This is a genomic window from Stenotrophomonas rhizophila, assembly GCF_020857975.1.
GTDB lineage: Bacteria > Pseudomonadota > Gammaproteobacteria > Xanthomonadales > Xanthomonadaceae > Stenotrophomonas > Stenotrophomonas rhizophila_C.
The window spans coordinates 386,331-412,969 of record NZ_JACWUO010000002.1; the positions used below are offsets into that span (position 1 = coordinate 386,331).

Consider the following 26,639-nt stretch of genomic DNA (forward strand, 5'->3'; position numbering starts at 1 on the left):
GGAGTGTCCGCCCATGCGGTGCAATGGGCGGTGAAATCCTGTCCACGCCACGTCAACGCGCGTATTGCGTTCAGGTGGCGGACACGCTGCAGTTCGGCTCGCGGTGATACCCGGCGGGATCATTCACCCCCGACAGGCTCCAGCAGCGCGGCAACCGCCGCAGTGTCCTGGTCGAACACCGGCGCGGCGAACGGTTCCGGGCCGGGCGTGCGGCCGAACACGATCGGGCGGGTGATGCCGCGGTAGCTGCCCAGCAGCGGATGCGGCAACGCAGCGATCATGTCCTCGGCCAGTACCTGCGGGTGGTCGAACATGTCCTCGATCTGGCGCGCCGCCGCGCACGGCACCTCTTCGCCGAACAGGGCTTCCCAGTCCAGCGCGCTGCGCGTGGCCAGCGCCGCGTGCAGCAGCGGCAGCAATACCTCGGCGTGCGTGGCGCGCTTGCGCACCGTGTCGTAGCGCGGGTCGTCGGCCAGTGCCGGCAGGCCGATCCTGGCGCACAGCGCCTGCCAGAAGCGCGGCGTATTGGCCGAAATGTACAGATGCCCCTCGGCGGTGGGATGGATGCCGGTGACGCCGCCCGAACGCATGTCGCGGCCGACCGCCGCCGGCTCGCCTTCGGCCCAGATCATCCGCGCCGATTGCATGGTCAGTGCGCTGCGCAGCAGCGACACCCCGACCAGCTGGCCTTCCCCACTGCGCTCGCGCTCGTACAGCGCCGAGGAGACCCCGGCGGCCACCAGCGCGGCGGCGTAGTAATCGACCACCGAGCCATACAGGATTTCCGGGGCGCCGCCGGCCTTGCCCTGCATCGTGCACATGCCGGTCATGGTCTGCAGCACCTGGTCATAGCCGGCCTTGTCCTTCATCGGCCCCTGCTCGCCATAACCGGTGACCGAGCAGTACACCAGGCGCGGGTTGAGCTTGTGCAGGCTCTCGAAATCGATGCCCAGCCGGGCCGGTACGCTGGGCCGGAAGTTGTGCACCAGCACGTCGGCCTCGCGCACCAGGCGCATCAGCACCGCACGCTGGTCGGGCTGTTTCAGGTCCAGCACCACGCCCCGCTTGGAACGGTTCACGCCCAGGAACGCGCGGCTCTCGGCCTCCAGCGTGGATGGATAGCGGCGCAGGTTGTCGCCGGTTGGCGGCTCGACCTTGATCACCTCCGCGCCCTGGTCGGCCAGCAGCGTGCAGCCATAGGGCCCGGCGATATAGGCACTCAGGTCCAGCACGCGGATGCCGCTCAACGGCCCGCTGGCGCCCTCCCGCTGGGCGATGGCAAAGGGAGAACTGCGGTTGCTTGCGGTCATGGTCAATGCACTCGATACCTTGATGGAAGTTTCCTCCCGGGCAGCGGGAAGAAACAGATCGCGTGGCTATGTTCTGGGTGGACAAAAAACACGCTGCGCGGCCGGCGGCCCGCCGACCGCCGCCACCGGTCAGTCGGTGGGTGCCAGCGACAGCCAGCTCAGCCGCCAGCTGCCATGCCCGCGACCGCCGCAGCGGTAGTAGGGCTCCCAGTGCAGCGGCGCGCGGTCGTCCAGCAGCAGGGTGATCGGTGCGCCCTCGCCGGCGTCTTCGCCCACCTGCAGCCATTGCGCCGGCGGTGCCGTCGGCAGGCGCAGGGTTTCGTCGGTCTTGTAGCCGTCGACCAGGCCGGTGGCATACACCAGCGGGCCGCGGCTGAGCCCGACATACTCCCAGCGCAGCACCTCCTGCGCCACCGGCGAACCGTCCGGCGCACGCGATTCCTGCACGTTGATGTTGGCGGCATGGTGCAGCCGCGGCGGCATCGGCAGGCGCAGCTCGATGCAGTCGCCGGCCTGCCAACTGCGCTGCAGCTGCACGAAGCCATCGCTGCCGGCCTCGACCGCCTGCGGCTGCCCGTTGATCGTGATGGTGGCGTTGTCGGCCCAGCCCGGAATGCGTACGCCGATGCTGAAGGCCGCGCTGGCTTCCGGCCGCACGGTGATGGCCACCGTGCCGTCGAACGGGTAGCGGGTTACCTGCTGCAGATGTACCTGCCCGGCCTGCGCGTGAGCCAAATTGGCCTGGCCCGGCCCGTACAGGTTCACCCGCAGCCCGCCATCGGCGGCAACGCCGTAGGCCACCTGCGGCAGCTCCTCCACCGCCATCGCGCCGCTGGATTTGCAGCAGCGCCAGTAGGTGGTGTGGATGCGCCGGCCGTTGGGATAGGTGTAATAGCACCAGTCCTCGCCATTGGGCGCCATCGCCGCCAGCAGGTCGTTGTAGGCGGTGCGCTCCAGTTCGTCGGCATAGCGCGCATGGCCGGTGATGGCCAGCAGTTCACGGTTGAGCTGCATCCAGGCCAGCACCGAGCAGGTTTCCACATAGGCCTGCGGGAAGAACGTGCGTGGCGCGTTGAACACCTCGCGCGAACGGTGCGCCACCCCACCCCACGGGCCGCCGCCCAGGGTGAGGTGCTGCTCGCGGATGTTCTGCCACAGCTTGTCCACCGCAGTCCGGTAGGCGGGGTTGCCGGTGGCCTTGTGCAGCTTGGCCAGCCCGACCAGGTTCCAGCTCAGCTGGTAGGCCTTGCCGGTGGCGATGAACGCGGCATCCTCGCCCGCCAGCGCCTTGTCGAGCAGGGCCAGGCGCGGATTGGCGTTGGCCTGCTGCAGGATGCGCTCGGCCAGGGCCAGATAGCGCGGCTCAGCGGTGACCAGGTACAGATCGGCGGCCGGGTCCAGCAGCACCGTGGCCGACATGCCGTGGTGGTTGCCCAGCGTGGTGATGTCGATGCCCGACTCCAGCGCCTGCCAGCACAGATCGGCGATCCGGCAGGCGGCCTGCAGGTAGGCCGCATCGCCCAGCGCGCGCCAGGTTTCCAGCAGACCCAGGATCAGGTAGCTGTGGGTCCAGATATCCCAGGTGCGCAGCGCCGGCTCGCCGTTCCAGCTTTCCGGCTTGGGCGGCTGCGGCACGGTGAAGCGGCGTTCGGCCGCGTAATTGCCCAGGTAGCCGTCCGGGTCCTGCTGGCTGACCAGCCAGTCGGCCACCCGGCGCAGGGCCGCCTGCAGCTGCGGATGCCCGCCCTGCGCCACCGCGCGCGCGGTAGCCGACAGCCACTTGCCGGCATGTTCGCCGTACCAGTCGCCTTCGTGGTTCTGCTGTTTGTGCGCCTGGCCGAAGATGCTGATCGGTGCGCTGTGCTCATCGACGATGAAGGTGCTCAGGCGTCCGGCCCGGTTGGCCGCCAGGGCCTGGCCGAGCAGCCCGTCCAGGATCACCTGCTGCGGTGCGACCAGGGTCATGCCACGTGCGCTGGCGTGTACAGGCATCATGCCGCGTCCACCACGCAGCGGAAGCCCACCGTGCCGGAGCGGTCCTTGGACGGCCCCATCAACAGGTACTTGCCGTGCTGGTCCAGCCGGTATGCCTGCGGGAAGTACCAGTGCGAGGTCTGCGGCTGGTAGCGGCTGCCGCCGCGCAGCACCGCAGCGCGGGTATGCGCATCGCTGAATTCGTCGGTCCACTGCCACACATTGCCGACCAGGTCCTCCACCCCGAACGGGCTGGCGCCGCGTGGGTGCGCATCGACGTCGGCCGGCGGGGTGAGCCGGCGGCCGCGGTTGACCCGTGGCACGCGCGCGGCGTCCCAATCGTTGCCCCACGGATAGCGGCGCTCGTCGGTGCCCTGGGCGGCGTACTGCCATTCCCAGGCATGCGGCAGCCGCTTGCTCGCCCACGCGGCATAGGCGCGGGCGTCTTCGATCGACACCCAGGTCACCGGTTTGTTGTCCCAGCCCGCGCGTGGTGCGCCGTCCTTCCAGTCGGCCAGGAAGTTGTGGTCGTCGGCCGGCCGGTAGCCGCTGGCATCGAGGAAGCGCTTGAACGCGGCATTGGTGACCGGATGACGGTCGATATGGAAGGCCGGCACCTGCATGCGGTGTCGGTGGTGGCGGCGCGCGCAGTCTTCCCACGGGTACTGCACATCCAGCCCGGCCCAGGTGAAGCCCTCGATCTCGATGCCACCGACTTGGAACAGGAACGGGCCGGCCGGAATCGCCACCATGCCGGCCGGTGCATCGGCCTGCGGTGCGGTGCGCGCGATCTCCAGCAGCTGTTGCGGCGCGGCCTTCCACGCGGCCGGGTAACTGTTGAGCGGCTGCCGGGCAGCGGCGGCGGTAGCGGCCAGGAACGCCTCCAGGCCCTCGACGACGCTGCCGGCGGCCACGCTCAGGACCGCGCCGAAACCGCGCGCCTCCATCGGCAGCGCAATATAGGCACGGCCGTCGATGACCTGCGGGGCCAGCGCGCGGCCATGCCACACGTCGTAGTAGCGCGTGCCCTCGTCATGCGCCAGCGCGATCTGCTCGCCGTCCACCGCGTATTCGTTGCGGTTGATCAGGGTGTGCAGGGTCACGCCCGCGCCGGGGAAGCGGCTGGCGAAGATGCCGCCCTGCAGGCACACCTGGTAGGGCTCCCAGTCCATCGACACCACCAGCTGCGGGAACTGGCGGTACAGGGTGGCGATCCGGCGCAGGGCCTCGCCGTCGCGCGGGGTGAACTGGTTCCACACGCCCCAGATGTTCTCCCAGGCGTTGTAGCCGATACCGTTGAAGAAGCAGTACTGCAGGTCGTGGTTGCGGTTGCGGCCCCAGCGGTTCTCGTAGTTGACCATGTGGCGCGGTTCCAGCCACTTCCACTTGGACACCGGCGGCACCGGCCCGTCGGGCGCCTTCTTGCCCCAGCTCTGTACGTTCCAGATCAGCTGTTCTTCGGCGCTGATGGTGGACTCGGGCTGCACCACCACCGGGTTGCCGCGCGCGTCGCAGGCGTCGAAGAAGGCGCGCGGCACGCCGTTGAAGGTATCGCCGTTGATGCCGTCGGCACCGACGGCCTTGACGATCTCGGCCAGCCCGTCCCAATGGGTCACGCCCGGGTCGCGGGTGCCGTGATCCCACGGTTTGGCCGGCAGGAACACCTTGACGCCACGCTTCTGGAACGCCTGCACCGCCGCCTTCAGGCCATCCAGGCCGCCGGGCATGTCATGGGCCAGGTCGAACTGGTTGCGGTCGTCGATGCCGATGTTGGGGTAGATGTACCAGATCAGCACCGAATCGATCCCGCCGAAGCGTTCGGTCAGATCATCCAGGTAGCGGTCGACGGTGTACTGGCCGCTGGCCACGTCGAAGAAGTAGCGGTCCTCGACCATCATCTGCGCATGCACGAAGTTGCGCTGCGCCCACTGCAGTTCCGGGCGGCGATAGTTGACGTCGGTGTAGCCGATGCGGACCAGGTGCTCGCGGCGCCAGTCCTTGAGCTCGTCCAGCCAGTCGGCGGCGCTGGCATTGGCATCGATCATCCAGCTGCCGATGTCGGCAAACGGCCAGGCCGGCGGCTTGCCCGGGGTGGGCAGGTAGCGGCCGGTGGTCACATGCGAGAACTTGTACTCGGTACCGATCGCCTCGCGCCCGTAATCGGCTGCGTCGTTGTCGTAGTCGGGGGTCTGGTACGGGGTGGTCATGGGCAAGGCATCCAGCAGGAAACAGGGGGGAGGCGTTTCATCGGGCGCACCACGCCGCCAGCGCGGCATGCGCGTCGGCGCCGGGAACGCGCGCCGGGTCGGACATCAGTGCGTCCACCTCGGCGCGGGTGGGAATGCTCGACTGTGCGCCGAGCCGGGTGCAGGCCAGCGCCGAGGCGGCGGTGGCCGCCAGCAGGGCCTGCGCCATCGATTGGCCGCCGGCCAGTGCGGCCACCAGCGCGCCGCAGAAGGTGTCGCCGGCGGCGGTGGTATCCAGCGGCGCGATCCGGAACGCCGGCTGCAGCACGACCTGCCCCTCCACGCGGGCCAGGCAGCCGCGCGCGCCCAACGTCACGATCACGCACGGCACCGCCAGCCGCGCCAGGCCGGTGGCCAGGTCCGGCGGGTTGCCGGCCACCACGGCCAGTTCGCCTTCATTGACGATCAGCACATCCAGCAGCTCCAGCAGCGCCGCCGGCAATACCTGCGCCGGCGCGGCATTGAGCGCGACCTTGAGCCCGGCGGCGCGCGCGCTGCGCGCGTAGGCGGTCACCGTGTCCAGCGGGGTTTCCAGCTGCAGCAGCAACCAGCCGATGCCGTCCAGCGGCGGCAGGTGGGCCGCGCGCAGGCATGCATTGGCGCCGGGTGCGACGGTGATTGCGTTCTCGGCCGTGTCGGCCAGGCAGATGAAGGCGGTCCCGGTCGGCAGCGCCGGCTCGCGCACGATCGACAGGGCCACGCCGGCCGCGCGCAACGAGGCTTCAATCGGTTTGGCGAAATCATCATCGCCCAGCGCCAGCAGCATCTGCGTGGCCGCACCGCCGGCGCGGGCGCAGGCCACCGCCTGGTTGGCGCCCTTGCCGCCGGGGAAGGTGTTGAAACCGTGCCCCAGCACGGTTTCACCCGGCGCCGGGACATGCGCGGCGCGCACCACGAAATCGAGATTGGCCGAGCCGGCAACAAGCACGGTAGCCGCTGCAGCAACGTTCATGGGTCCAGCGCCTGGTCAACGCGGTTGTAGAAGGCCGTTCCGATGCGCGGCAGGTCATCGTTGCCACCGGGCAGGTGCTGCAGCATCAGGATCGCCACCCGCCCGCGCGCCGGGTCGATCGCGTAGTAGGTGGACGCCGCGCCCGACCAGCCGAACGCGCCCACCGAGGCAGTGCGCCCCTTCATGGCCGGATCCAGCAGCACCGCACCGCCCAGGCCGAAGCCTTCGGCATCGCTGAACTCGGTCACCGGCCTGGGCAAGGCGGTGTGCACCAGTTGGTTCTGCATCATCGACGCCACCGTCGCCGCGCGCAGCAGCTGCAGCCGGCCGTAGCGGCCGCCATCGAGCAGCATCTGCGCGAACCGGCCGTAGTCCGCGGCGGTGGCGTACAGACCACCGGCACCGCTGGAATAAGGCCGCAATGCCACGCCGGGCTGGCGCGCATGCGCTTCATCGGCCAGCACCAGATCGCCGTGCTCGCCCATCGTGGTCAGTTCAACCACCCGCGCACGCTCGGCGGCCGGCACCACAAACCCGGTGTCGCGCATGTCCAGCGGCTGGAAGATGCGCTGCTGCAGGAACGTCTCGAAGGGTTGCCCAGCCACCACTTCCACCAGCCGCGACAGCACTTCGATCGAGGTACTGTCGTAGCGGAAGCGCGTGCCGGGCTCGCTCGCCAGTGGTACCCTGGCCAAGCGCGCGGTGTAGTCGGCCAGGTTGTGCGCCTGCGGCAGGCGCTGCTGCTCCAGCAACTGCGTCACCGCCTCGAAACCTTCCCCGCCCGCGGCAAAGCCGGCGGTGTGGGTGAGCAGATGGCGCACGGTGAGGGGGTTGCTGGCCGGGCGCAGCTGCGGCGCGGTGGCGCTGCCGCCGGCGAACACCTGCAACCGGGAAAACTCGGGAAGATGGCGCGCCACCGGGTCGTCCAGACCCAGTTTGCCCTCCTCCACCAGCATCAGCGCGGCCACCGAAGCGACCGTCTTGGTCATCGAGTAGATGCGGAAAATGCTGTCGCGCTGCATCGGCCGGTCGTGCGCCAGATCCTGCCAGCCGTAGGCGGCGTCGTGCACGACCCTGCCGTGGTCGATCACCAGCGCGACCGCACCGGTATAGCCCTGGCGGCCGGTGGCCTCGTCCAGCAAGGCATCCACCGCAGGTAGCCGTGGCGGCGCGACCGGGGCGGGCAGCGCCGCCATGGCATGGCCGATGGCCAGCAGCAACAAGGCGAGCACGGCCAGGCGTGCTCGGGGGCGGCAATGACGGGCGTGGGCCCGTCCATGCGATGGCCTGTACATCCGCTCTCCTGCTGTCGGCGGCGGTATCGTCGTGACAGGGTAAGGCAAGAAAAGCGCAACGGCGCTGCAGGGTGGCTGCAGCGCCGTTGCACGGTGACGATCAGAACGTGAAGGTGTGGGTCAGCGACACCATGCGGCCTCGGCCGGAGAAGTAGTTCTGCCAGCCCGGCAGCTGCGACCAGGTCAGCACGTACTGCTTGTCCAGCAGGTTCTCGATGCCCAGCGACAGCTTGCCGTAGCGGCCGGTGTCGTAGTTCACGCTCAGGTCCCACAGCGCGTAGCCGTAGGTGTCCTCTTCGTTGAGGTAGACCGCGCCGTTGGCCGGATTGACGAAGTTTTCGCGCAGGTCGCGGCTGAAGGTGCGGCTCATGCCCAGGGTGGCATCGAGCGTGTCGCTGGGGGTCCAGGTCAGCGAGACGTTGACCTTGTCCGGGGAGATGTCGAGGATGCCCATCTCCTTGTTCAGGCCCGAGCCGTCGTAGTACTGGGTCTTGCCGCGGATCCGCGAGTACAGCAGCGTGGCCTTCCACTGGTCGTTGAAGGTCCAGGCGCTGTTCATTTCAACGCCTTCGATCCGGGTCGGCGCGCGGGTGAGGATGAAGTCCTCGGTCACCTTGTCCACGGTCAGCGAGGAGCCGAACTCGGAAGTAGAGCGGTAGGCGGAGATCCCGACCTGCGCCTGCGCGCCGCGCCAGTTGAAGCCCACTTCCTTGTTCTTGGTGATCAGTGGCTGCAGGTCGGCGATGCACGCCACCGCCTTGCACGGGCTGCTGGCCTGGATGTTGCGCAGCGGAATGCCGACGTTGGCGATGCCGAAGCCTTCCGAATAGGAGGCAAACACCGACCAGGCATCGCTGATCCGCCAGATCGCGCCGAAGTTGGGCAGGTTGGCCTTGTAGTCCAGCTTGCCGCCCTGCACCGGGGTGAAGTCGCGGTAGGCGGTGGTGGTGTAGCTGTCGATCTCCAGCTGCCCGTCTTCGCGGCGGATGCCGGCGTCCAGCGTCACCGGGCCGATGTCCCAGCTCAGCTGCGCATACGGGGCCACGCTGGTGTACTTCATCGGCGGCACCCAGACCCGGTTGGTCAGCGCCAGGCGCTGTTCGGCGGTGTCTTCGACCAGGTCCAGGCCGGTGCGCAGGCGCAGGCCTTCCACCGTGAACAGGTCGCCGTAGGCGTAGGCCACGCGCAGGCCCTTCTTCTCGGACTTGATTTCCGACTGGTCCCAGATCCGCTCCGCTTCCGGCGGGGCCGGCTTGACCAGCTGGCGGTCGGCGCCGTTTTCGGGCACATAGCGCATGGCCTGCTGCGCCCAGTAGGCATCCACGCTCAGATCGCCGCCGAAGAAATCGGCGTTGGTGTACTTGGCGGCGAACTGTTCGAAATCGTTGAACTCGGCCAGCGCGCCGGCGATGGAGCCCTTCTCGGCGGTATTGGTGCTGGGCACCGGGCAGTCGACCGGGTTGTAGCGACAGCCTTCGACCGGAATGTAGTTGTGCTTGCCGCCGATGTGGAAGTTGCTGTAGCTGGCCTGGATGCGCTGCATCTGGCCTTCGCCGAAGGTGTAGCCGCCCTTCAGGAACAGGTTCTTGCTGTACGAATCGGACAGCGAGCCGGAGGTGTTCAGCCCGACCCGGCGGCCGTCGCCGTCATAGGCGATGCCGCGGTCGATGTAGGCGCCGCTGACCAGGAAGTCGGCCGCATCGCCCTTGTAGGTGTGGGTGACGCCGACCTTGGACTGCCCGCTGTTGTCCTTGAACTGGGTGCCGTAGCGGGTGCTGATGGTGGTCTGGTGGCCGTCCACTTCCGGGTTCTTGGACAGGTAGTTGATGACGCCGCCGGCGCCGCCGATGCCCTCGGCGGCCGATGGGCCGTTGATCACTTCGATGCGGCCGATCACGCCCATGTCGGTGAAGGTACCGTTGCGGCTGCCTTCGCGCAGCGGCGAGCCCTGCGGCACACCGTCGAACAGGCGCAGCGCGACACGGCCACGCAGCGTTTCGCCGCTGTTGCTCATCGCCTGGGAGGATTCGGAGTAGCCCGGCACCATGCGCGCCAGCACCGCGGTGGCGTCTTCGGTCAGGTTCAGGGTGCGCTGCACCTGCTCCTGGTTCACCACGGTCACCGCGCCGGGTACCTTCTCGATCGAGATCGGGGTACGGCTGCCGGTCACGATCACCTGGTCCAGATCCGTGGGCGTGGCGCTCTGCGCCATGGCAGGGCCGACGACACAGGCCAACAGTGCAGTGCTGATGGCCGCGGAAAGTGGCTTGATCATTGCTTTCTCCCCCCCGATAAGGAAATGCGGGACAGCCGGCCGGGGAGCCGTCGCCACCGATGACGCGCGTGGGCTTTCGCCCTTCAGCCGGCCGACGCGGAGTCCCTGCGGGTATCCACGTTCTGTCCGGCAACGAGGCGAGAGCCTAGGTGCGGCCCTGCGGCGATGGAACTGCGATTGGCTATGTTCAAAGCCTAGCTTTTGTTTCGCCCGGCCCTGCACAAGGCGCGAAAACCCGTGGTATCAGCGTTGCGGCTCGGTCAACGCCACCCGCGCCTCTTCCAGCAGCACGTTCACCAACCGGATGCGGACCGACGAACGCGACCAGACCAGGCCGATCCGGCGCGGTTCGCTGCACTGCGGCAAGGGAATGCGCACGACGTTCAAGCCTTCCGGCCACGGCTTGGCCCAGTCGGGAACCAGCGACACGCCCAGGCCACGGTCGACCATCACCGCGATCGCATTGAGTGCATTGAGCTCGAAACGTTCGCGCGGCACGATCCCGGCCTGGCGCAGGTAGTCGTCGGCCAACCGCCCGCCCCACTCATGGCGGTCGTAGCGGATCAACGGCTGCTCGCGCAGCAGTTCGTGCGGGTCGCGGCTGCCCAGGTGGGCCGGGGCCAGCACTACCAGCGGCTCTTCGCGCAGCTGCTGCCACTGGCAGGTCTTGGGCAGGGCGAACGGCGCCTGCAGCACCATCGCCGCGTCCAGGTCGCCGGCTTCCACCGCACGGTACAGATCGGCCGAATAGCCCGGTTTGATGAAGACATTGATCTGCGGAAAGGTGGCCACCATCCGCGACAGGATGTCCGGCAACAACCCGGCCAGTGCCGTGGGGCAGGCGCCCAGCCGCAGTTCGCCGGCGATGCCGTTCTCGTTGGCCACGCTGCGCAGATCGGCCACCTGGCGCAGCAGGTCGCGGGCCCGCTGCAGGATGCGTGCGCCATCCTCGGTGACGCTCACCGTGCGCCCGGCCCGGGCGATCAACGGCGCGCCCAGCTCGCGTTCCAGCGTGCGGATCTGCTGGGCGACCGCGGCCGGGGTGATATGCAGCGAGCGGGCAGCGGCGGCCATCGAGCCGCGCTCCACCACGGTGACGAACGTACTCAGGAACTGGGTTTCCACGGTTCACCTCTCAGTGCGCCAGCACGCTACACCAGCGGCGGGCCTAATGCGATTGGACCAATGGCCCGCGCGCGCAAGCCCGCCGTGTGTCGCTTATGGCGCTGCCGCTTCGGCCGCGGTATCGCTGTAGATGGTCAGGCCCTTCAGCGACTGCCTGGGCGCCGGGAAGAACAGGCTGGCGACATAGCCGATCACGATGCACAGCAGGATCGAGATGGCCAGGTAGAAGTACGGGTGCACCAGGTCCATGCTCCAGCAGACCAGGGTGATTACCACCGAACCGGCCACCCCGATCGCCACGCCCGGTGCGTTGGCCCGCCGGGTGAACATGCCCAGCGTATAGGCCCCGGCAAAACCGCCGCCGAGCAGGCCGGCCAGTTCGATGGAGACATCGAACAGCGAGTGGATGTCGTAGCGGCTCATCACCAGCGCGATACCGATGCCGACCAGCCCCACCCCCACCCCGGCCCATTCGGCGATGCGCACGGCGGTCTTTTCATTCGGGTCCTTGACCAGCTTCTGGTAGAAATCCACCGAAACCAGCGTGGAAATCGAGTTGATGATGCTCGACAGGGTCGACATCGCCGCGGCGAAGATGCCGGCGATGATCAGCCCGGTCACCCCGGCCGGCAGTTCGGCGGCGATGAACAGCGGGAAGGTGGCATCGATCGGCAGCAGCGGATTCAACCGCTCCGGGTTGTTGCGGTAGTACATCCACAGCGCGGTGCCGATCCCGTAGAACACGAAGCCGCCGGGGATCATGATCGCCGCGAAGGTCCAGATCGAGCGCCCGGCCTCCTTGTCCGAGCGCGTGGACAGCGCCCGCTGCATCAGCACCTGGTCCTTGGGGAAGGTCAGCACCACGTCGAACACCACCAGGAAAATGAAGCCCCACACGGTAGCCTTGGTCAGGTCGAAACTGAAGTCGAACAGCCGGGTCTTGTCTTCGGCGGCGGCGGCATTGAGCAGCTGCGGCAGGTCGCCGCCGGTCTGCATGAAGATGAAGCCGATCGCGAACAACGCACCGCCGAACATCACCACCACCTGCACCACATCGGTCCAGATCACCGCCTTAGAACCGCCCAGGGTGGAGTAGATGATGGTGAACACGCCCATCAGCATGATCGACCAGATCACATCGACCCCGGTGATGGTGGAGATCGCCAGCGCCGGCAGGAACAGGATCACGCTCATGCGGCTGCCCAGCTGCATCAGGATGCACAGCGCGCTGGACAGCATGCGGATGGCCGGATGGAAGCGGGTTTCCAGGTAGGAGAACACGCTCATCAGGTCCAGCCGGCGCAGCAGCGGCACGATCCAGACCGCCACGAACATCAGGCCCATCACCGCGATCAGGTTGTTGGTCAGGTACTGCCAGTTGGTGTCGAAGGCCTTGGCCGGGATGGCGATGAAGCTGATCGAACTGGTGTTGGTGGCATACAGGCTGATGCCTGCCGCCCAGAACGGAATCGAACGCCCGCCGACGAAGAAATCGGCGGTGCTGACGTTCTGGTCGCGCAGGTAGAAGTAAAAGCCCATGCCGAGCATGGCCAGCAGGTAGATGCCGATCACCGTCCAGTCCAGCCAGCGCAGCAGGTGCTTGCCACCCTGCATCTCCGCATACTGGAGCTGGCTCCCCTTGCTGCCGGCCGTGGCCCAGGCCAGCCCATTGCCCCAGGCCGTGACGGCCTGCGGCGCCACCACCGGCGCCACGTCCAGCGTGGTCCAGGCATCGGTGATGGTATGGAAGGTACGCGCCTGGATGCGGCCATCGGCCGCCTTGACCAGCATCAGCAGGTGGGCCTGGCCCAGCGCGCGCACCGACCCGGCCACGATCGTGCCCTGCGGCGATGCCATCTGCTGCCAGCTGGCATCGACGTTGCGGCGCCACAGCTGGTCGCTCTGCCCGGCCACGCCCATACCGACATACAGCGCCCCCTTCTGCGCCTGCAGCGTGCTGGGCACGCCCGGCTGCGGCAGGTTTTCCAGCGGCTGCCAGGCGGCGCTGTCGGCGGCCGCCGTACGGCGGTACAGCCGGGTGCTGCCGGCCGCGTCGTTGCCCACCAGGTACAGGGCGTCGCCGAGGCCGGCGGCCTGGGCATGCGCCAGCGGCTGCGGCAGGGCCAGCGCCTGACCGAAGGCCAGCGCACCGTTGCGCAGCGTCAGCGGCTGCAAGGTGGTGCTGAACGCATCGGCGCCCTGGAGCAGGTAAGTGCGACCGGCGGCGCTGGCGCTGCCCTTGAGCGCGTGCACCTGCGCTGCCACCGCTGGCAGCGCCTCCCATGCCTTGTAGTCCGCACCCAGCACCCAGGCGCCGTCCTGGCCGAGCGCCACGACACGCCCGTCCACATGGAACAGGCCACCGCCGGCAACCTGCGCCGGCAGCGCCGGCAGACTACCGGCGGTCACCGTGGTCAGGCTCTCGGCCGCCACCGCACCGCTGCCGGTAAGCAGCACTGCGGCAGCCAGCAGCCGCACGCTGCGCGTGCAGCGCCGCAACACGGTGGAGAGGAACGCGAACGGTGCAGGCTTGAGCATGGGTTCACCCGGAAAGAGCGCAGCAGAGCCGATGCCGGCCAGCGCGCAGGTAAGAGACAGTGGTCGATGCATCCCGAACGCGCAATCAGGCGGTCGGGGTGGATGAGGCGGCGAGCAGGGCCTCGGCGCGGCGCAGGTACGGCAGGTCGATCATCCGGCCCTCGAACAGGAACGCACCATGGCCCTGCCCGGCCGCGTTCCCGGCGGCGGCGACGATCCGCCGCGCTTCGTCCAGCAGTGCCGGGGCGATGCCGAAGGTGGCATTGGCCAGGCCAACCTGGCGCGGGTGGATGCAGCTCTTGCCGATGAAGCCCAACTGCTGGGCCATCTGCGCCTCGGCCAGGAAGCCGTCGCTGTCGGCCACGTTTGGGAACGCGCCGTCGTAGGCAAACACATCGGCCTCGGCCGCCGCCAGGCGCAGCGCGAACAAGGTGGCATGCACGTTGCCCAGCCCGCGGTGGATGCCGTTGGGCGCGAACAGGTCGCCCAGGCCCAGTTGCAGCCCGGCCACGCGCGGGTGCGCGGCGGCCAGCTCGGCGGCACAGCGCAGCCCGCGCGGGGTTTCGATAGTGACCAGCAGGCCGATCGGGCGGCCCACGCCGTTGTCGCGCTCGGCCCGCTCCAGAGCGGCGATGGCGGCCAGCAGCTGGGCCACCGAGTCGATCTTGGGAAGATTGAGCAGGCCCACCCCGGGCAAGGCCACGGCGCCCAGGTCGGCGGCGAAATGCGCGCTGTCGGTGGCATTGGTGCGCACGATCAGCAGCTTGCCGCCGGCCTGGGTCTGCGGCCGCTGCACGAACCCGGCGACCTGGGCGCGGGCCTGGGCCTTGCCGGTCTCGGGCACCGAATCTTCCAGGTCGAAGGACAGCGCATCGGCCTGGCTGGCCAGGGCCTTGTCGAACAGGTCCGGCCGGGCGCCGGGGACGAATAACTTGCTACGCATGGTTTTCCCTCATCACCTGCGCAGTCTGCAGAATTGGAAAGCCTTAAAAAGTGCGGTCCCCGACATTCATTGGATAGCGTTTGTATCGATCGGTGCCGCCCGGCCCGGCCTGCCCCGCCCCGCCACGGCAGGGCCGGACAGCCCGTCATCGCCGGCGCGATGGCCGACGTTCCGGTACAGGCGGGTCGGGGAGGGCGCAAGGATTGGTGGCGCCTGCTCGCCTCGGTCCCGGATCGGCTCGCTCCGCGCAAGGATGTGACTGGGCAGGCAGGCACAGACACCTGATCCCGCTCCAGCGATACCGAAGTAACCCTGCCGTACAGATGTTGCCACTCAGGATCGACGATCCACAGGAACAATAAGACCCGCTGACTCCAATAGGCAGCTTGAATCACCCCGGGTTTGGTGGAGGCCAGTTGGGGCCTGCCGTAATTGCGAATGATTCGTGATAGCATTTGTGAGCCGCAAGCTTCCATCGCGGTCATGGACGACTCCCAGCCCAAGCAAGACGAAAAAGATGAATAGACGCACTTACATTGAACTTGTTCTTGAGTTGTTTGCGTTTATCGCCTTGTGTCTGGCGATGATGGCAAGCGGCAAAGCAGTGGCGGTCTTCTCACTGATCACTATCGCTTTAGTCATCTGGATTCCATTCCAAGCCAATGCGGGCAACCGTTTGACACGGGCCCTAAGCATCGCGCTCCCCATTGCTGCCATAGCAAGGACTGTCGTTCACTTCCTACCAAACCCTTCGCTTTAGGAGCTGAACTACATGAATGTGCTTAGATATTTCGCGGCGGCAGCCTTGGCGATCTGTGCCTCAAGCGTTAACGCCCAAAATTCGGAACTTGCGAACGTTGCATGCGAAGGCTGCTCACTCCAACAGATGGAACAGGCGGCTCTGTCTGAGATAGACGTCGGCGGCGTAGTCGTTTTCAGTGTCTCGACGGGCGACATTAGGAAATTCATCATCACTTGGGATAGGAGCCTGCATGAGGCGCCTATCGACCAGCCGCTCGAGGACTATTTCGTCGCGCTTGTTCGCTTTTGGCATGAAAACGGCGGGACGTTGGAGATGAACTATTACGTCAGTTCCTCCTCCTGGGACACAAGCGCTCGAGTAGCCAGCTCTACTGCTGGGCGCTCGGCATCCCTTCGGTCTGACGCCCCAGTGCCAACCACCATCTACGAGGCATTGCAAAACCCTGCAAAGATGAACACCGTGATGGAGCGTTTGGATGCATCTTGGGCGGCACGGGGTTACCTTGCTTACAACACATTTGCAAATTCCGTGGTCCTCAAATTCTTGAACGCGGAAGCGGGTCAGCCGGTCGCGGTGCTGAACTTCTCGGATGGATCTCGTTCGAAGGCAACCTACGATCTAAACGAGAAAACCTGGAAGCCCATCCCCGGCACGGGCCGCGATGTGCATGGCAATTCTGTTCCGGAGAAAAAGGAGGACTTCGTCAAGGAAGGCCAGCCAACCGTTTACGAGTTCCCTGGCGGCTGGGCGAGTAACGCTTACATGGATTTTAGCCGCTACGCGTTTGACTACGGAATCAGACTGGATTTCCGGGAGGGCGATACCTCGATGATCTGCACTTATGAGAGCGATGACATCCGAACCGAAGTCAAGTGCATGGGCATCCGTTAAACAAGCCGAAAGTTTGAAGCGCGGTGACGGTGGATTTCTTCGCACCTGGTGGTGAGGAGAAACGCCTTGCTCGGCGGGGCAGCAGTGGCTGCCCCGTTTCTCCGTCATGCGCTTCACATCGGCCAAGCACCTCAAGCCATCCCATGCAGGCGGCGACGCAGCGCTCCCGCCGCCGCCGCGATAGCCATCGCAGGCACCGCCAGCACCATTGCGTATACCAGTCCGGCCAGCAACAACGGGCCAAAGCCCGACGCCACGGCCACCACCGGCACCTGCAGCGCCATGAATTGCCGCGGGGTACCGTCACCGCCGCCCTCCCCTACAATGGTCCACCAGGCGGCCTTCCGGCCTGCCCCCGACCTTGATGGACCCCGCGTGACCGAGAAGCAGCCCGAACACACCCCCCTGATGAAGCAGTTCTTCGCCGCCAAGTCCGGCTACCCGGACCTGCTGCTGTTCTTCCGGATGGGCGATTTCTACGAGCTGTTCTACGACGACGCGCGCAAGGCGGCGCGGTTGCTGGACATCACCCTGACCCAGCGCGGCAGCTCCGGCGGCGCGCCGATCCCGATGGCCGGGGTGCCGGTGCATGCCTACGAAGGCTACCTGGCGCGGCTGGTGGCCCTGGGCGAATCGGTGGCCATCTGCGAGCAGATCGGCGACCCGGCGCTGGCCAAGGGCCTGGTCGAGCGCAAGGTGGTGCGCATCGTCACCCCCGGCACGGTCACCGACGAGGCGCTGCTGGACGAGCGCCGCGACACCCTGCTGATGGCGCTGTCGCGCGGCAAGAACGGCTACGGGCTGGCCTGGGCCGACCTGGCCGGCGGCCGCTTCCTGGTCAACGAGGTCGATTCCGAAGATGCGCTGGAAGCCGAGCTGGCCCGGCTGGAACCGGCCGAACTGCTGGTCCCCGACGAAGACAACTGGCCGGACTTCCTCAGGCAGCGCAGCGGTATCCGCCGCCGCGCGCCGTGGCTGTTCGACGCCGACAGCGGCCGCCGCCAGCTGCTGGCCTTCTTCAAGCTGCACGACCTGAGCGGCTTCGGTATCGACGACAAGCCGCGCGCCACCGCCGCGGCCGGCGCGCTGCTGGGCTATGTCGAGGAAACCCAGAAGCAGCGGCTGCCGCACCTGACCGCGATCGCCACCGAAACGGCAAGCGAGGCGATCGCAATGAACGCGGCCACGCGCCGGCACCTGGAACTGGATACGCGGGTTGATGGCGATACCCGCAATACCTTGCTGGGCGTGCTCGACACCACGGTCACGCCGATGGGCGGGCGCCTGCTGCGGCGCTGGCTGCACCGCCCGCTGCGGCTGCGCGAGGTGCTGGTGCAGCGCCACGACGCGGTGGCCACGCTGATCGACCGCGGCGCCGACGGCGACGTGCGCGAGGCGTTCCGGGCGCTGGGCGACCTGGAACGGATCCTCACCCGGGTGGCGCTGCGCTCGGCGCGGCCGCGCGATTTCTCCACGCTGCGCGATGGCCTGGGCCTGCTGCCGGACGTGCGCGCCGTGCTGGCGCCGCTGGATTCGCCGCGGCTGGTGGCCCTGCACGACGCACTGGGTTCTCATGACGAATGCGCGCACCTGCTGGCCTCGGCGATCGCCACTGCGCCGCCGATGAAACTCAGCGACGGCGGCGTGATCGCCGAAGGCTATGACGCCGAGCTGGACGAACTGCGCCGGCTGTCAACCCATGCCGACCAGTTCCTGGTCGACCTGGAGCAGCGCGAGCGCGCCAGCAGCGGCATCGCCACGCTGAAGGTCGGCTACAACCGCGTGCACGGCTATTACATCGAAATCAGCAAGGGCCAGGCCGACAAGGCCCCGGTGCATTACACCCGGCGCCAGACCCTGACCAATGCCGAGCGTTACATCACCGAAGAACTGAAGGCATTCGAGGACAAGGTGCTGTCGGCGCGCGAGCGCTCGCTGTCGCGCGAGAAGCTGTTGTACGAACAGCTGCTGGACACCCTGGCCGACCGGCTGGAACCGCTCAAGCAGTGCGCGGCCGCCTTGAGCGAGCTGGACGTGCTGGCCGGTTTCGCCGAACGCGCGCAGGCGCTGGACTGGGCCCGCCCGGAGCTGGAAACCGCACCCTGCCTGCGCATCGAGCGCGGCCGCCACCCGGTGGTGGAGGCGGTGCGCGAACAGCCCTTCGAGCCCAACGACCTGGACCTGCATCCGGACCGCCGCATGCTGGTGATCACCGGCCCGAACATGGGCGGCAAGTCCACCTACATGCGCCAGAACGCGCTGATCGTGCTGCTGGCGCATATCGGCAGCTTCGTGCCGGCCAGCCGCGCGGTGATCGGCCCGATCGACCGCATCCTGACCCGCATCGGCGCCGGCGACGACCTGGCCCGCGGGCAGTCCACCTTCATGGTCGAAATGGCCGAGACCAGCTACATCCTGCATCACGCCAGCGCGCACTCGCTGGTGCTGATGGACGAGATCGGCCGCGGCACCTCGACTTACGACGGCCTGGCCCTGGCCGATGCGGTAGCGCGCCACCTGGCCTACCAGAACCGCTGCTACACGCTGTTTGCCACCCACTACTTCGAGCTGACCGCGCTGGCCGACGAGCAACATGAGGGCGGTGCCAGCGGCATCGCCAACGTGCACCTGGACGCGGTGGAACATGGCGATGCGCTGGTGTTCATGCACGCAGTCAAGGATGGCCCGGCCAACCGCAGCTTCGGCCTGCAGGTGGCCGCACTGGCCGGCCTGCCCAAGTCCACGGTGGCCCAGGCACGCCGCCGGCTGGCCGAGCTGGAGCAGCGCGGTGGCGAAAGCCAGGCCGCCGCGGTGGCGCCACAGGCCCTGGATGCGCCGCAGCAGTTCGGGTTGTTCACCGCGCCCAACACCGCCGCGCAGGACGCGCTGGCGGCGATCGACCCCGACGAGCTGACCCCCAAGCAGGCGCTGGAAGCCCTGTACCGATTGAAGGCGCTGATCTGAGGGCACGGTCACGACCAACGGTCGTGACCTACCGCAAGATAGCGTCCGACCGTTGACCCACCGCGCGGTAACGCCCGACCGTTGACCTACGGCGCGGTAACGCCCGACCGTTGGCCGGGCGAGCCAGGTAGTGCCGGCCGCTGGCCGGCTCCCCGCACGGCCCGATCAACACGCTGCCGGCCAGCGGCCGGCACTACCTGCCGCGGCCAGGCCGCCTGGATGCCCATACATCTGGGGCGACAGCACACCGCCACCCCGGCGCGTGAAGCCTTCGCATTCCCGTAGTGCACGCGGCGTTATGCTCGGTCGGTTACCCACCCTCTGACCGGAGTCCACCGTGAACACCGAATCGCTTGCAGCCTCCCTCTTCCAGCAGCTGCAGCAGGGCCAGGGCCTGCAGCAGGTTGCCCAGCAGTTGGGCATCGACCAGAACCAGGCCAGCAGCGCGATCGGGGCGGCCCTGCCGCTGTTGATGGGCGCGATGGGCCGCAACGCGCAGCAACCGCAGGGCGCCGAGGCCCTGCTGGGTGCGCTGCAGCGCGACCATGCCGGCAGCGCCGGCGGCGGCGGCTTCGATCTGGGCGGGCTGCTGGGCAGCGTGCTCGGTGGCGGCGGCAACGCCACCAACGGTGCCGGCATCCTCGGCCATGTGTTCGGCGGCAACAGCGACCGCGCCGCCCAGGGCCTGAGCCAGGCCACCGGGCTGGACAGCGGCAAGACCGGCCAGCTGTTGGCCATCCTCGCCCCGATCGTGATGTCCTACCTGGCCCAACGCTTCGCCAACGGCGGCAACCCGGCCCAGCTCAGCCAGGCCCTGGGCCAGGAGGCGCAGGCCGCACAGGGCCAGAACGGCAGCCTGCTGGCCTCGGTGCTGGACCAGGACGGCGACGGCCAGCTGGGCATCGGCGATCTGCTCAAGCTCGGCGGCGGCCTGTTCGGCGGCAAGCGTTGAACCCAGCCGGGCCGCTGCCAGCGCCACCAAATAGGCAATAGCTATTGCTTTGGTTGATTCATTCGAATTTACCAACTGAACCGTCTTGCTTAACGTGTCCGCATGCCTTCACGGCACGCCCCGGGCCCCTGCCCGGGGCCATGCAGCGGTGCCCTCCTCCGGGGAAGCCACATGCCCACGCGATGCCATCGGCCCCGGCTGCAGGTGGTTTCCACGTTCGCCAGTACACAGGTAGATACCCATGAAAAGCGAAGCCAAGTGCCCGTTCAACCACGCCCTGGTCGGCCAGGCCACCACCAACCGCGACTGGTGGCCCAACCAGCTGCGCGTGGACCTGCTCAACCAGCATTCCAGCCGCTCCAATCCGCTGGATGACCGCTTCGATTACGCCGCCGCCTTCAAGGGCCTGGACTACGCCGCGCTGAAGGCCGATCTGAAGGCGCTGATGACCGATTCGCAGGACTGGTGGCCGGCCGATTTCGGCCACTACGGCGGCCTGTTCGTGCGCATGGCCTGGCACAGCGCCGGCACCTACCGCATCGGCGATGGCCGCGGCGGCGGCGGTCGTGGCCAACAGCGTTTCGCCCCGCTCAACAGCTGGCCGGACAACGTCAGCCTGGACAAGGCGCGGCGCCTGCTGTGGCCGATCAAGCAGAAATACGGCCAGGCCATTTCCTGGGCCGACCTGCTGATCCTCACCGGCAACGTCGCGCTGGAATCGATGGGCTTCAAGACCCTGGGCTTCGCCGGCGGCCGCCCCGATACCTGGGAACCGGACCAGGACGTGTACTGGGGCCGCGAGACCACCTGGCTGGGCGGCGATGTGCGCTACGCACACGGCGACCCTGGCGTCGAAAAGGCCGGCGGCGTGCTGGTCTCCGATGACGACGCCGACGGCGATACCCACTCGCGCAGCCTGGAAAACCCGCTGGCCGCAGTGCAGATGGGCCTGATCTACGTCAACCCCGAAGGCCCGGACGGCAACCCCGATCCGCTCAAGGCCGCCTTCGACATCCGCGACACGTTCGGCCGCATGGCCATGGACGATGAGGAAACCGTCGCGCTGATCGCCGGCGGCCACAGCTTCGGCAAGACCCACGGCGCCGGCCCGGCCGACAACGTCGGCCCCGAACCGGAAGCGACCGGGCTGGAAAGCCAGGGCCTGGGCTGGTCCAACGCATTCGGCAGCGGCAAGGGCGGCGACACCATCACCAGCGGCCTGGAAGTGACCTGGACGCGCACCCCGGCGCAATGGAGCCATGATTTCTTCGAGATCCTGTTCGGCCACGAATGGGAACTGACCAAGAGCCCGGCCGGTGCGCACCAGTGGGTGGCCAAGGACAGCGAAGCGATCATCCCCGATGCGCATGATCCGTCCAGAAAGCACCGCCCGACCATGCTCACCACCGACCTGTCGCTGCGCGTGGACCCGGCCTACGAGAAGATCTCGCGCCGCTTCCTGGCCGACCCGCAGGCCTTCGCCGACGCCTTCGCCCGCGCCTGGTTCAAGCTGACCCACCGCGACATGGGCCCGCGCGCCCGCTACCTGGGCCCGGAGATTCCGGCCGAGGAATTCATCTGGCAGGATCCGCTGCCGGCCGCCGCGCAGGCACCGATCGATGCGCAGGATATCGCCGCGCTCAAGCAGCAGATCGCCGCCAGCGGCCTGAGCGTGGCCGAGCTGGTGTCCACCGCGTGGGCGTCGGCCTCGACCTTCCGCGGCTCGGACAAGCGCGGCGGTGCCAACGGGGCGCGTATCCGCCTGGCGCCGCAGAAGGACTGGGCGGTCAACCAGCCGCAGCAGCTGGCCAGGGTGCTGGCCGCGCTGGAGAAGATCCAGGCCGCGTTCAACGGCGTCGGCGGCCGCCAGGTATCGCTGGCCGACCTGATCGTACTGGCCGGCAATGTCGGCGTGGAGCAGGCCGCCAGGGCCGGCGGCCACAGCGTCGAAGTGCCGTTCCATCCCGGCCGCACCGATGCCAGCCAGGCGCAGACCGACGTGGAATCCTTCGCGGTGCTGGAGCCCTATGCCGATGGCTTCCGCAACTACCTCAAGGGCCGCTACAGCGTGCCGGCCGAAGTGCTGCTGGTGGACAAGGCGCAGCTGCTGACCCTGACCGCGCCGGAGATGACCGTGCTGGTCGGCGGCCTGCGCGTGCTGGGCGCCAATACCGACGGCAACGCGCAGGGCGTGCTGACCGACCGGGTGGGTACGTTGAGCAACGACTTCTTCGTCAACCTGCTGGACATGCGCACGCAGTGGAAGGCCACCGGCGACGGCTATGAAAGCAGCGGCGCCAAGGCGTGGACCGGCAGCCGCGCCGACCTGGTGTTCGGCTCCAACTCGGTGCTGCGCGCCCTGGCCGAGGTGTATGCCAGCGCCGATGGCGGAAGGAAATTCGTACAGGACTTCGTGGCCGCCTGGGCACGGGTGATGGAACTGGACCGCTACGACCTGCATGGGGCCGCGCGGTTGTTTCCGCTTCGCGGATAAAGCCAACGGCTTTCGTGCCCCTCCGGGGCGCGAGTCACCTTTCTTTGCTCGTGCAAAGAAACGTAACCCAAAGAAAGCACGCCCCATCCGCGATCCGGCGGGCTTCGCCCGCCGGTGCCCTGCGCTTCTCGGCTCGCTCCAAGGGGGAGGTAGATCAAGATCACGGACACAGCAACGGCCAATGCCAAGGCAACGGCAACAGCAACAGCAACGGCAACGGCGACGGCGACGGCGACGGCAACGGCAACGGCAACGGCAACGGCAACGGCAACGGCAAACAGGCTATCCAGCCACACCCCGCCTACAACGCATCCAGATCCCCCAGCGCCCGGATCAGCCGCCGCGCGCGTTTGTCCGGCTTGTGCTCCGGCGCCTGGTAACCGTTCCTGGCCGCCGCCCGCTGCGCCCGCAGTTCGGCACGCCGCGCACGCGAGGCCTCGCTTTCCTGGTACAGCTGCTGCGCCACCGGCGCCGGCCCGCGCAATTCGCTCAGCGCGCTCACCTGCACTTCCCAGGTTTCATCGCCGCGGCTGATCTGCAGCAACTCGCCCACGCGGACCGCACGCGAGGATTTGGGGCGGTGCCCGCCCACATCGACCTTGCCGGTTTCCACCGCCTGCTTGGCCAGGCTGCGGGTCTTGAAAAAGCGTGCGGCCCACAGCCACACGTCCAGCCGCATCGCGGCCACGGGTGTTGCTTCAGTCATGCTGCTTGCCCAGCTCCACGGCATTGGCCGGTTGTTTGTTCAGGGGTTGCACCGCGTCCGGGTTGCCACGGCAACCGGTGCCACCAATCAGCACCGGCACCCCGGCGTCCAGATCGCGGCGCTGGCTGCCGACCTGGCATTCGGGTCGGTCCATCGGCCGCACCTGGGCATCACCCAGGCGGCCATAACTCGAACATGCGGCCAGCGTGGCGGCAATCAAGAGCACCGCCAGCGTGGGCGGGATCGGGAAAACCGGGTTTACCGGGAGCCGGCCAGCGGCCGGCGCTACGGTGCGCATCGCGATGTCCCACTGACGGGCGTGATGCTAGTGTGCCCCTCCCCGGATCCGATCTCCACCGCAATGGCCAAAGCGCCGCTTGACCTGACCACCGGCCCGATCGGGCGCAACCTGTTCCTGTTCGCGCTGCCGATCCTGGCCGGCAACATCGCCCAGTCGCTGAACGGGTCGGTCAACGCGATCTGGGTCGGGCGCTTCCTCGGCGAGGCGGCGCTGACCGCCACCGCGAACGCCAACAACATCATGTTCTTCCTGATCGGCTCGGTGTTCGGCATCGGCATGGCCGCCAGCATCCTGATCGGCCAGGCGATGGGCGCGCGCGACCTGCCGCAGGCACGCCGGGTGATGGGTACCAGCGCCACCTTCTTCATCGGCCTGTCGGTGGTGATCGCCATCGCCGGCTGGTGGCTGTCGCACCCGCTGCTGGCCGCCATGGGCACCCCGGCGCCATCGCTGCCGTTGGCCGAGGCGTACCTGCGCATCATCTTCCTGGCCATGCCCACCCTGTACGCGTTCGCCTTCCTGAGCTCGGCGCTGCGCGGGGTCGGCGACTCGCGCACCCCGTTCCGCTTCCTGTTGCTGTCGGTGCTGCTGGACATCGTGTTCAACCCGCTGCTGATCTTCGGCCTGGGCCCGTTTCCGCAGCTGGGCATCGCCGGCGCGGCCTGGGCCACGCTGATCGCGCAGACGCTGTCGCTGGCCGGCCTGCTCTGGTACATGCGCAACAAGCGGCATGTGCTGTGGCTGGGGCGCAAGGACATGGCGCTGTTCAAGATCGACCTGCAGATCCTGCGCGCGCTGGTGGTCAAGGGCGTGCCGATGGGCCTGCAGATGGTGCTGATTTCGCTGTCGATGATCCTGATGATGAGCATGGTCAACAGCTACGGCACCGACACCGCTGCGGCCTATGGCGCCTCGCTGCAGCTGTGGACCTATGTGCAGATGCCGGCGATGGCGATCGGCGCGGCGTGCTCGTCGATGGCCGCGCAGAACGTCGGCGCCGGCAACTGGGACCGCGTGCGCGGTACCGCACGCAGCGGGGTGTTGTACAACTTCCTGTTGACCGGCGTGCTGATCCTGCCCCTGATCCTGCTCGACCGCTATTCGCTGGCGCTGTTCCTGCCCCAGGCCAGCCAATCGCTGGAAGTGGCGCGCCACCTGAACCACATCGCGGTGTGGTCGTTCCTGTTCTTCGGCGTCAACTTCGTGATCTCCGGAGTGGTGCGCTCCACCGGTGCGGTGATCGCCCCGCTGCTGATCCTGGCGGTGTCGCTGTGGGGCATCCGGGTGCCGTTCGCCGAACTGCTGCAGGACCGCCTGGGCGCCGATGCGGTGTGGTGGAGTTTCCCGGTCAGTTCGTTCTGCGCGATGCTGCTGTCGCTGGCGTATTACCGCTGGGGCGGCTGGCGCAAGGCGCGCATGCTGCCCAGCCACCGCGAAGAACTGGCCGCGCCGGCCGAAGTACCGGCCGTGCCGCCCTCCCCGGTCGCCGACCCCGACCCACGCCCGTAGGTACCCACCGGGTGCGTAAACGCAGAACGGCCACCCGAAGGTGGCCGTTCTGGTACCGCGACAACCGAAGTCGTCGGCGGGAATTACTGGGCCTTGGCGGCCAGGCGGGCAGCCTTGGCCTGCGCAGCGGCAGCCAGATCTTCCTTGATGCGGGCAGCCTTGCCTTCCAGGCCACGCAGGTAGTACAGCTTGCCGGCGCGAACCTTGCCGCGGCGCTTCACTTCGACCGAGTCGATGATGGCGCTGTGGGTCTGGAAGACGCGCTCGACGCCGTAGCCGTGCGAGATCTTGCGCACGGTGAAGGCCGAGTTCAGGCCGGCGTTCTTGGTGCCGATCACGACGCCTTCGTAAGCCTGCACGCGCTCACGGTTGCCTTCCTTCACCTTCACGTTGACGACGATGGTGTCACCCTGGCTGAACTTCGGCAGCTCACGGGTAATCTGGGCGGATTCGAAGTCCGAAAGAATGGTTTTGTTCAGCTTGCTCATGGGTGCACCGATAGTGTTCGGGTGGTCGTGTCGTTCGACAACGTGGGCTCATGCAGTCACCGGACTGTGCTGCACGTTTTTTTGTAGGGTTTCCACCAGCAAGCCACAGGCCTGATGGGAATCGCCAATGATAACCGAAGATCCCGGCCCCGCGCTAGGGGGTGGGCTCCTCGGGAGGTGCCTGCCGGGCCTGCTCGAGCAGGATCCGGTCGGCCTTGGACAAGCCGGCCTCGTCGAGCAGGTCCGGGCGCCGCAGCCAGGTCCGCAGCAGCGACTGCTGGCGGCGCCAGCGTGCGATCGCGGCATGGTTGCCCGAGCGCAGCACGTCCGGGACCGCGCCCCATTCATGCTGGGCCGGATGGCTGAAATGCGGGCAGTCCAGCAGCCCCTGCGGGCCCTCGAAGCTGTCCTGGGCGGCCGATTCGGCATCGCCCAGCGCGCCTTCCTGCACCCGGGTGACCGCATCGACGATCACCGCCGCGCCCAGCTCACCGCCGGACAGGACGTAATCGCCGATCGAGATTTCCTCGGTCACCTCGGCCTCCAGGAACCGCTCGTCGATGCCTTCATAACGGCCGCAGAGCAGGATCATGCGCGGCAATGCCGCCAGTTCCCGCACCTTGGCCTGGGTCAGCGGCCGGCCCTGCGGGCTGAGGTAGATCACCGGCGCCGGCGCCGGGTCGGCCGCCCTGGCCGCGGCCAGGCAGGCGCGCAGCGGCTCGATCAGCATGACCATGCCGGGGCCGCCGCCGAACGGACGGTCGTCCACCCGGCGGTAGTTGCCCTCGGCGTAGTCACGCGGATTCCAGCCATGCAGGTCGAGCAGGCCGCGTTCGGCGGCACGGCCGACCACGCCCAGCGCGGCCGACTGCGCCATGAATTCCGGAAACAAGGTGATGACGTCGATACGCAC

The 26,639-nt window shown here is 67.8% G+C and carries 20 protein-coding genes; 6 read left to right on the forward strand and 14 right to left on the reverse strand.

The window, feature by feature from the left end; all coding sequences use genetic code 11:
• Positions 1 to 119: 119 nt before the first annotated feature.
• From IC535_RS03695 to IC535_RS03735, 9 genes are all read right to left on the reverse strand, one after another.
• Positions 120 to 1,310 carry a CaiB/BaiF CoA transferase family protein gene (locus IC535_RS03695; RefSeq protein WP_228886642.1) on the reverse strand — a complete coding sequence of 397 codons (1,191 nt, stop codon included), beginning with the start codon at positions 1,308 to 1,310 and terminating at the stop codon, positions 120 to 122.
• A gap of 129 nt (positions 1,311 to 1,439) precedes the next feature.
• Positions 1,440 to 3,305, reverse strand: coding sequence for a glycoside hydrolase family 127 protein (locus tag IC535_RS03700; protein ID WP_228886641.1), 1,866 nt, complete (start codon positions 3,303 to 3,305; stop codon positions 1,440 to 1,442).
• On the reverse strand, positions 3,302 to 5,491 hold the full coding sequence (locus IC535_RS03705; protein ID WP_228886640.1) for a formylglycine-generating enzyme family protein: 2,190 nt from the start codon (positions 5,489 to 5,491) through the stop codon (positions 3,302 to 3,304). The genes IC535_RS03700 and IC535_RS03705 overlap by 4 nt, the downstream gene beginning before the upstream one ends.
• Positions 5,492 to 5,528: 37 nt before the next feature.
• On the reverse strand, positions 5,529 to 6,482 hold the full coding sequence (locus IC535_RS03710; RefSeq protein WP_228886639.1) for a ribokinase: 954 nt from the start codon (positions 6,480 to 6,482) through the stop codon (positions 5,529 to 5,531).
• The gene (locus IC535_RS03715; RefSeq protein ID WP_228886638.1) at positions 6,479 to 7,714 is read right to left on the reverse strand and encodes a serine hydrolase domain-containing protein; all 1,236 of its coding nucleotides are present in this window, start codon (positions 7,712 to 7,714) and stop codon (positions 6,479 to 6,481) included. Before IC535_RS03715 ends, IC535_RS03710 begins: the two co-directional genes overlap by 4 nt.
• A 163-nt stretch (positions 7,715 to 7,877) precedes the next feature.
• Complete coding sequence (locus IC535_RS03720) at positions 7,878 to 10,052, reverse strand: TonB-dependent receptor (RefSeq protein WP_228886637.1); 2,175 nt, start codon at positions 10,050 to 10,052, stop codon at positions 7,878 to 7,880.
• Between the two features lie 243 nt (positions 10,053 to 10,295).
• Positions 10,296 to 11,177 carry a LysR substrate-binding domain-containing protein gene (locus IC535_RS03725; protein WP_228886636.1) on the reverse strand — a complete coding sequence of 294 codons (882 nt, stop codon included), beginning with the start codon at positions 11,175 to 11,177 and terminating at the stop codon, positions 10,296 to 10,298.
• A 93-nt stretch (positions 11,178 to 11,270) separates the two neighbouring features.
• The gene (locus IC535_RS03730) at positions 11,271 to 13,715 is read right to left on the reverse strand and encodes a sodium:solute symporter (protein ID WP_228886635.1); all 2,445 of its coding nucleotides are present in this window, start codon (positions 13,713 to 13,715) and stop codon (positions 11,271 to 11,273) included.
• Positions 13,716 to 13,800: 85 nt separating this feature from the next.
• Entirely contained in the window at positions 13,801 to 14,658 is an 858-nt protein-coding gene (locus IC535_RS03735; RefSeq protein WP_228886634.1) for an HpcH/HpaI aldolase/citrate lyase family protein, read from the reverse strand.
• Positions 14,659 to 15,175: 517 nt separating this feature from the next.
• On the opposite strand from IC535_RS03735, the gene IC535_RS03740 reads away from it, so the two are divergent.
• Positions 15,176 to 15,418, forward strand: coding sequence for a hypothetical protein (locus IC535_RS03740; protein WP_228886633.1), 243 nt, complete (start codon positions 15,176 to 15,178; stop codon positions 15,416 to 15,418).
• A gap of 12 nt (positions 15,419 to 15,430) precedes the next feature.
• Entirely contained in the window at positions 15,431 to 16,312 is an 882-nt protein-coding gene (locus tag IC535_RS03745; RefSeq protein WP_228886632.1) for a hypothetical protein, read from the forward strand.
• A gap of 131 nt (positions 16,313 to 16,443) precedes the next feature.
• Here IC535_RS03745 and IC535_RS03750 read toward each other — a convergent pair whose 3' ends face one another.
• On the reverse strand, positions 16,444 to 16,596 hold the full coding sequence (locus tag IC535_RS03750; RefSeq protein WP_228886631.1) for a hypothetical protein: 153 nt from the start codon (positions 16,594 to 16,596) through the stop codon (positions 16,444 to 16,446).
• A 124-nt stretch (positions 16,597 to 16,720) separates the two neighbouring features.
• Between IC535_RS03750 and mutS the strand changes: the two genes are divergently transcribed.
• The 3 genes from mutS to katG all read left to right on the forward strand — a co-directional run bounded on the left by mutS (position 16,721) and on the right by katG (position 22,722).
• Positions 16,721 to 19,276 (forward strand): DNA mismatch repair protein MutS, encoded by a 2,556-nt coding sequence (gene mutS / locus IC535_RS03755; RefSeq protein WP_228886690.1) that lies wholly within the window; start codon positions 16,721 to 16,723, stop codon positions 19,274 to 19,276.
• Positions 19,277 to 19,613: 337 nt separating this feature from the next.
• Positions 19,614 to 20,228 (forward strand): DUF937 domain-containing protein, encoded by a 615-nt coding sequence (locus tag IC535_RS03760; protein ID WP_228886630.1) that lies wholly within the window; start codon positions 19,614 to 19,616, stop codon positions 20,226 to 20,228.
• A 241-nt stretch (positions 20,229 to 20,469) separates the two neighbouring features.
• Positions 20,470 to 22,722 (forward strand): catalase/peroxidase HPI, encoded by a 2,253-nt coding sequence (gene katG, locus IC535_RS03765; protein WP_228886629.1) that lies wholly within the window; start codon positions 20,470 to 20,472, stop codon positions 22,720 to 22,722.
• Positions 22,723 to 23,023: 301 nt separating this feature from the next.
• On the opposite strand, the gene IC535_RS03770 is transcribed toward katG, so the two are convergent.
• Positions 23,024 to 23,428 (reverse strand): RNA-binding S4 domain-containing protein, encoded by a 405-nt coding sequence (locus IC535_RS03770; protein WP_228886628.1) that lies wholly within the window; start codon positions 23,426 to 23,428, stop codon positions 23,024 to 23,026.
• Positions 23,421 to 23,726 (reverse strand): hypothetical protein, encoded by a 306-nt coding sequence (locus tag IC535_RS03775; protein WP_228886627.1) that lies wholly within the window; start codon positions 23,724 to 23,726, stop codon positions 23,421 to 23,423. The genes IC535_RS03770 and IC535_RS03775 overlap by 8 nt, the downstream gene beginning before the upstream one ends.
• 63 nt (positions 23,727 to 23,789) lie before the next feature.
• Between IC535_RS03775 and IC535_RS03780 the strand changes: the two genes are divergently transcribed.
• Positions 23,790 to 25,238: an MATE family efflux transporter gene (locus IC535_RS03780; protein WP_228886626.1), complete on the forward strand. Its 1,449-nt coding sequence runs from the start codon at positions 23,790 to 23,792 to the stop codon at positions 25,236 to 25,238.
• A gap of 83 nt (positions 25,239 to 25,321) precedes the next feature.
• Here the strand turns inward: IC535_RS03780 and rplS are convergent, their stop codons facing one another.
• Together rplS and trmD are read right to left on the reverse strand one after the other, a co-directional pair.
• On the reverse strand, positions 25,322 to 25,726 hold the full coding sequence (rplS, locus tag IC535_RS03785) for a 50S ribosomal protein L19 (RefSeq protein WP_228886625.1): 405 nt from the start codon (positions 25,724 to 25,726) through the stop codon (positions 25,322 to 25,324).
• 154 nt (positions 25,727 to 25,880) lie between these two features.
• Entirely contained in the window at positions 25,881 to 26,639 is a 759-nt protein-coding gene (gene trmD / locus IC535_RS03790) for a tRNA (guanosine(37)-N1)-methyltransferase TrmD (protein ID WP_228886624.1), read from the reverse strand.

Coding starts and splice junctions, on each gene's coding strand:
- IC535_RS03695 (WP_228886642.1), bottom strand. CDS start 1,310: ATGACCGCAAGCAACCGCAGTTCTCCCTTTGCCATCGCCCAGCGGGAG.
- IC535_RS03700 (WP_228886641.1), bottom strand. CDS start 3,305: ATGATGCCTGTACACGCCAGCGCACGTGGCATGACCCTGGTCGCACCG.
- IC535_RS03705 (WP_228886640.1), bottom strand. CDS start 5,491: ATGACCACCCCGTACCAGACCCCCGACTACGACAACGACGCAGCCGAT.
- IC535_RS03710 (WP_228886639.1), bottom strand. CDS start 6,482: ATGAACGTTGCTGCAGCGGCTACCGTGCTTGTTGCCGGCTCGGCCAAT.
- IC535_RS03720 (WP_228886637.1), bottom strand. CDS start 10,052: ATGATCAAGCCACTTTCCGCGGCCATCAGCACTGCACTGTTGGCCTGT.
- IC535_RS03730 (WP_228886635.1), bottom strand. CDS start 13,715: ATGCTCAAGCCTGCACCGTTCGCGTTCCTCTCCACCGTGTTGCGGCGC.
- IC535_RS03735 (WP_228886634.1), bottom strand. CDS start 14,658: ATGCGTAGCAAGTTATTCGTCCCCGGCGCCCGGCCGGACCTGTTCGAC.
- IC535_RS03740 (WP_228886633.1), top strand. CDS start 15,176: ATGAATAGACGCACTTACATTGAACTTGTTCTTGAGTTGTTTGCGTTT.
- IC535_RS03745 (WP_228886632.1), top strand. CDS start 15,431: ATGAATGTGCTTAGATATTTCGCGGCGGCAGCCTTGGCGATCTGTGCC.
- IC535_RS03750 (WP_228886631.1), bottom strand. CDS start 16,596: ATGGCGCTGCAGGTGCCGGTGGTGGCCGTGGCGTCGGGCTTTGGCCCG.
- mutS (WP_228886690.1), top strand. CDS start 16,721: ATGAAGCAGTTCTTCGCCGCCAAGTCCGGCTACCCGGACCTGCTGCTG.
- katG (WP_228886629.1), top strand. CDS start 20,470: ATGAAAAGCGAAGCCAAGTGCCCGTTCAACCACGCCCTGGTCGGCCAG.
- IC535_RS03770 (WP_228886628.1), bottom strand. CDS start 23,428: ATGACTGAAGCAACACCCGTGGCCGCGATGCGGCTGGACGTGTGGCTG.
- IC535_RS03775 (WP_228886627.1), bottom strand. CDS start 23,726: ATGCGCACCGTAGCGCCGGCCGCTGGCCGGCTCCCGGTAAACCCGGTT.
- IC535_RS03780 (WP_228886626.1), top strand. CDS start 23,790: ATGGCCAAAGCGCCGCTTGACCTGACCACCGGCCCGATCGGGCGCAAC.
- rplS (WP_228886625.1), bottom strand. CDS start 25,726: ATGAGCAAGCTGAACAAAACCATTCTTTCGGACTTCGAATCCGCCCAG.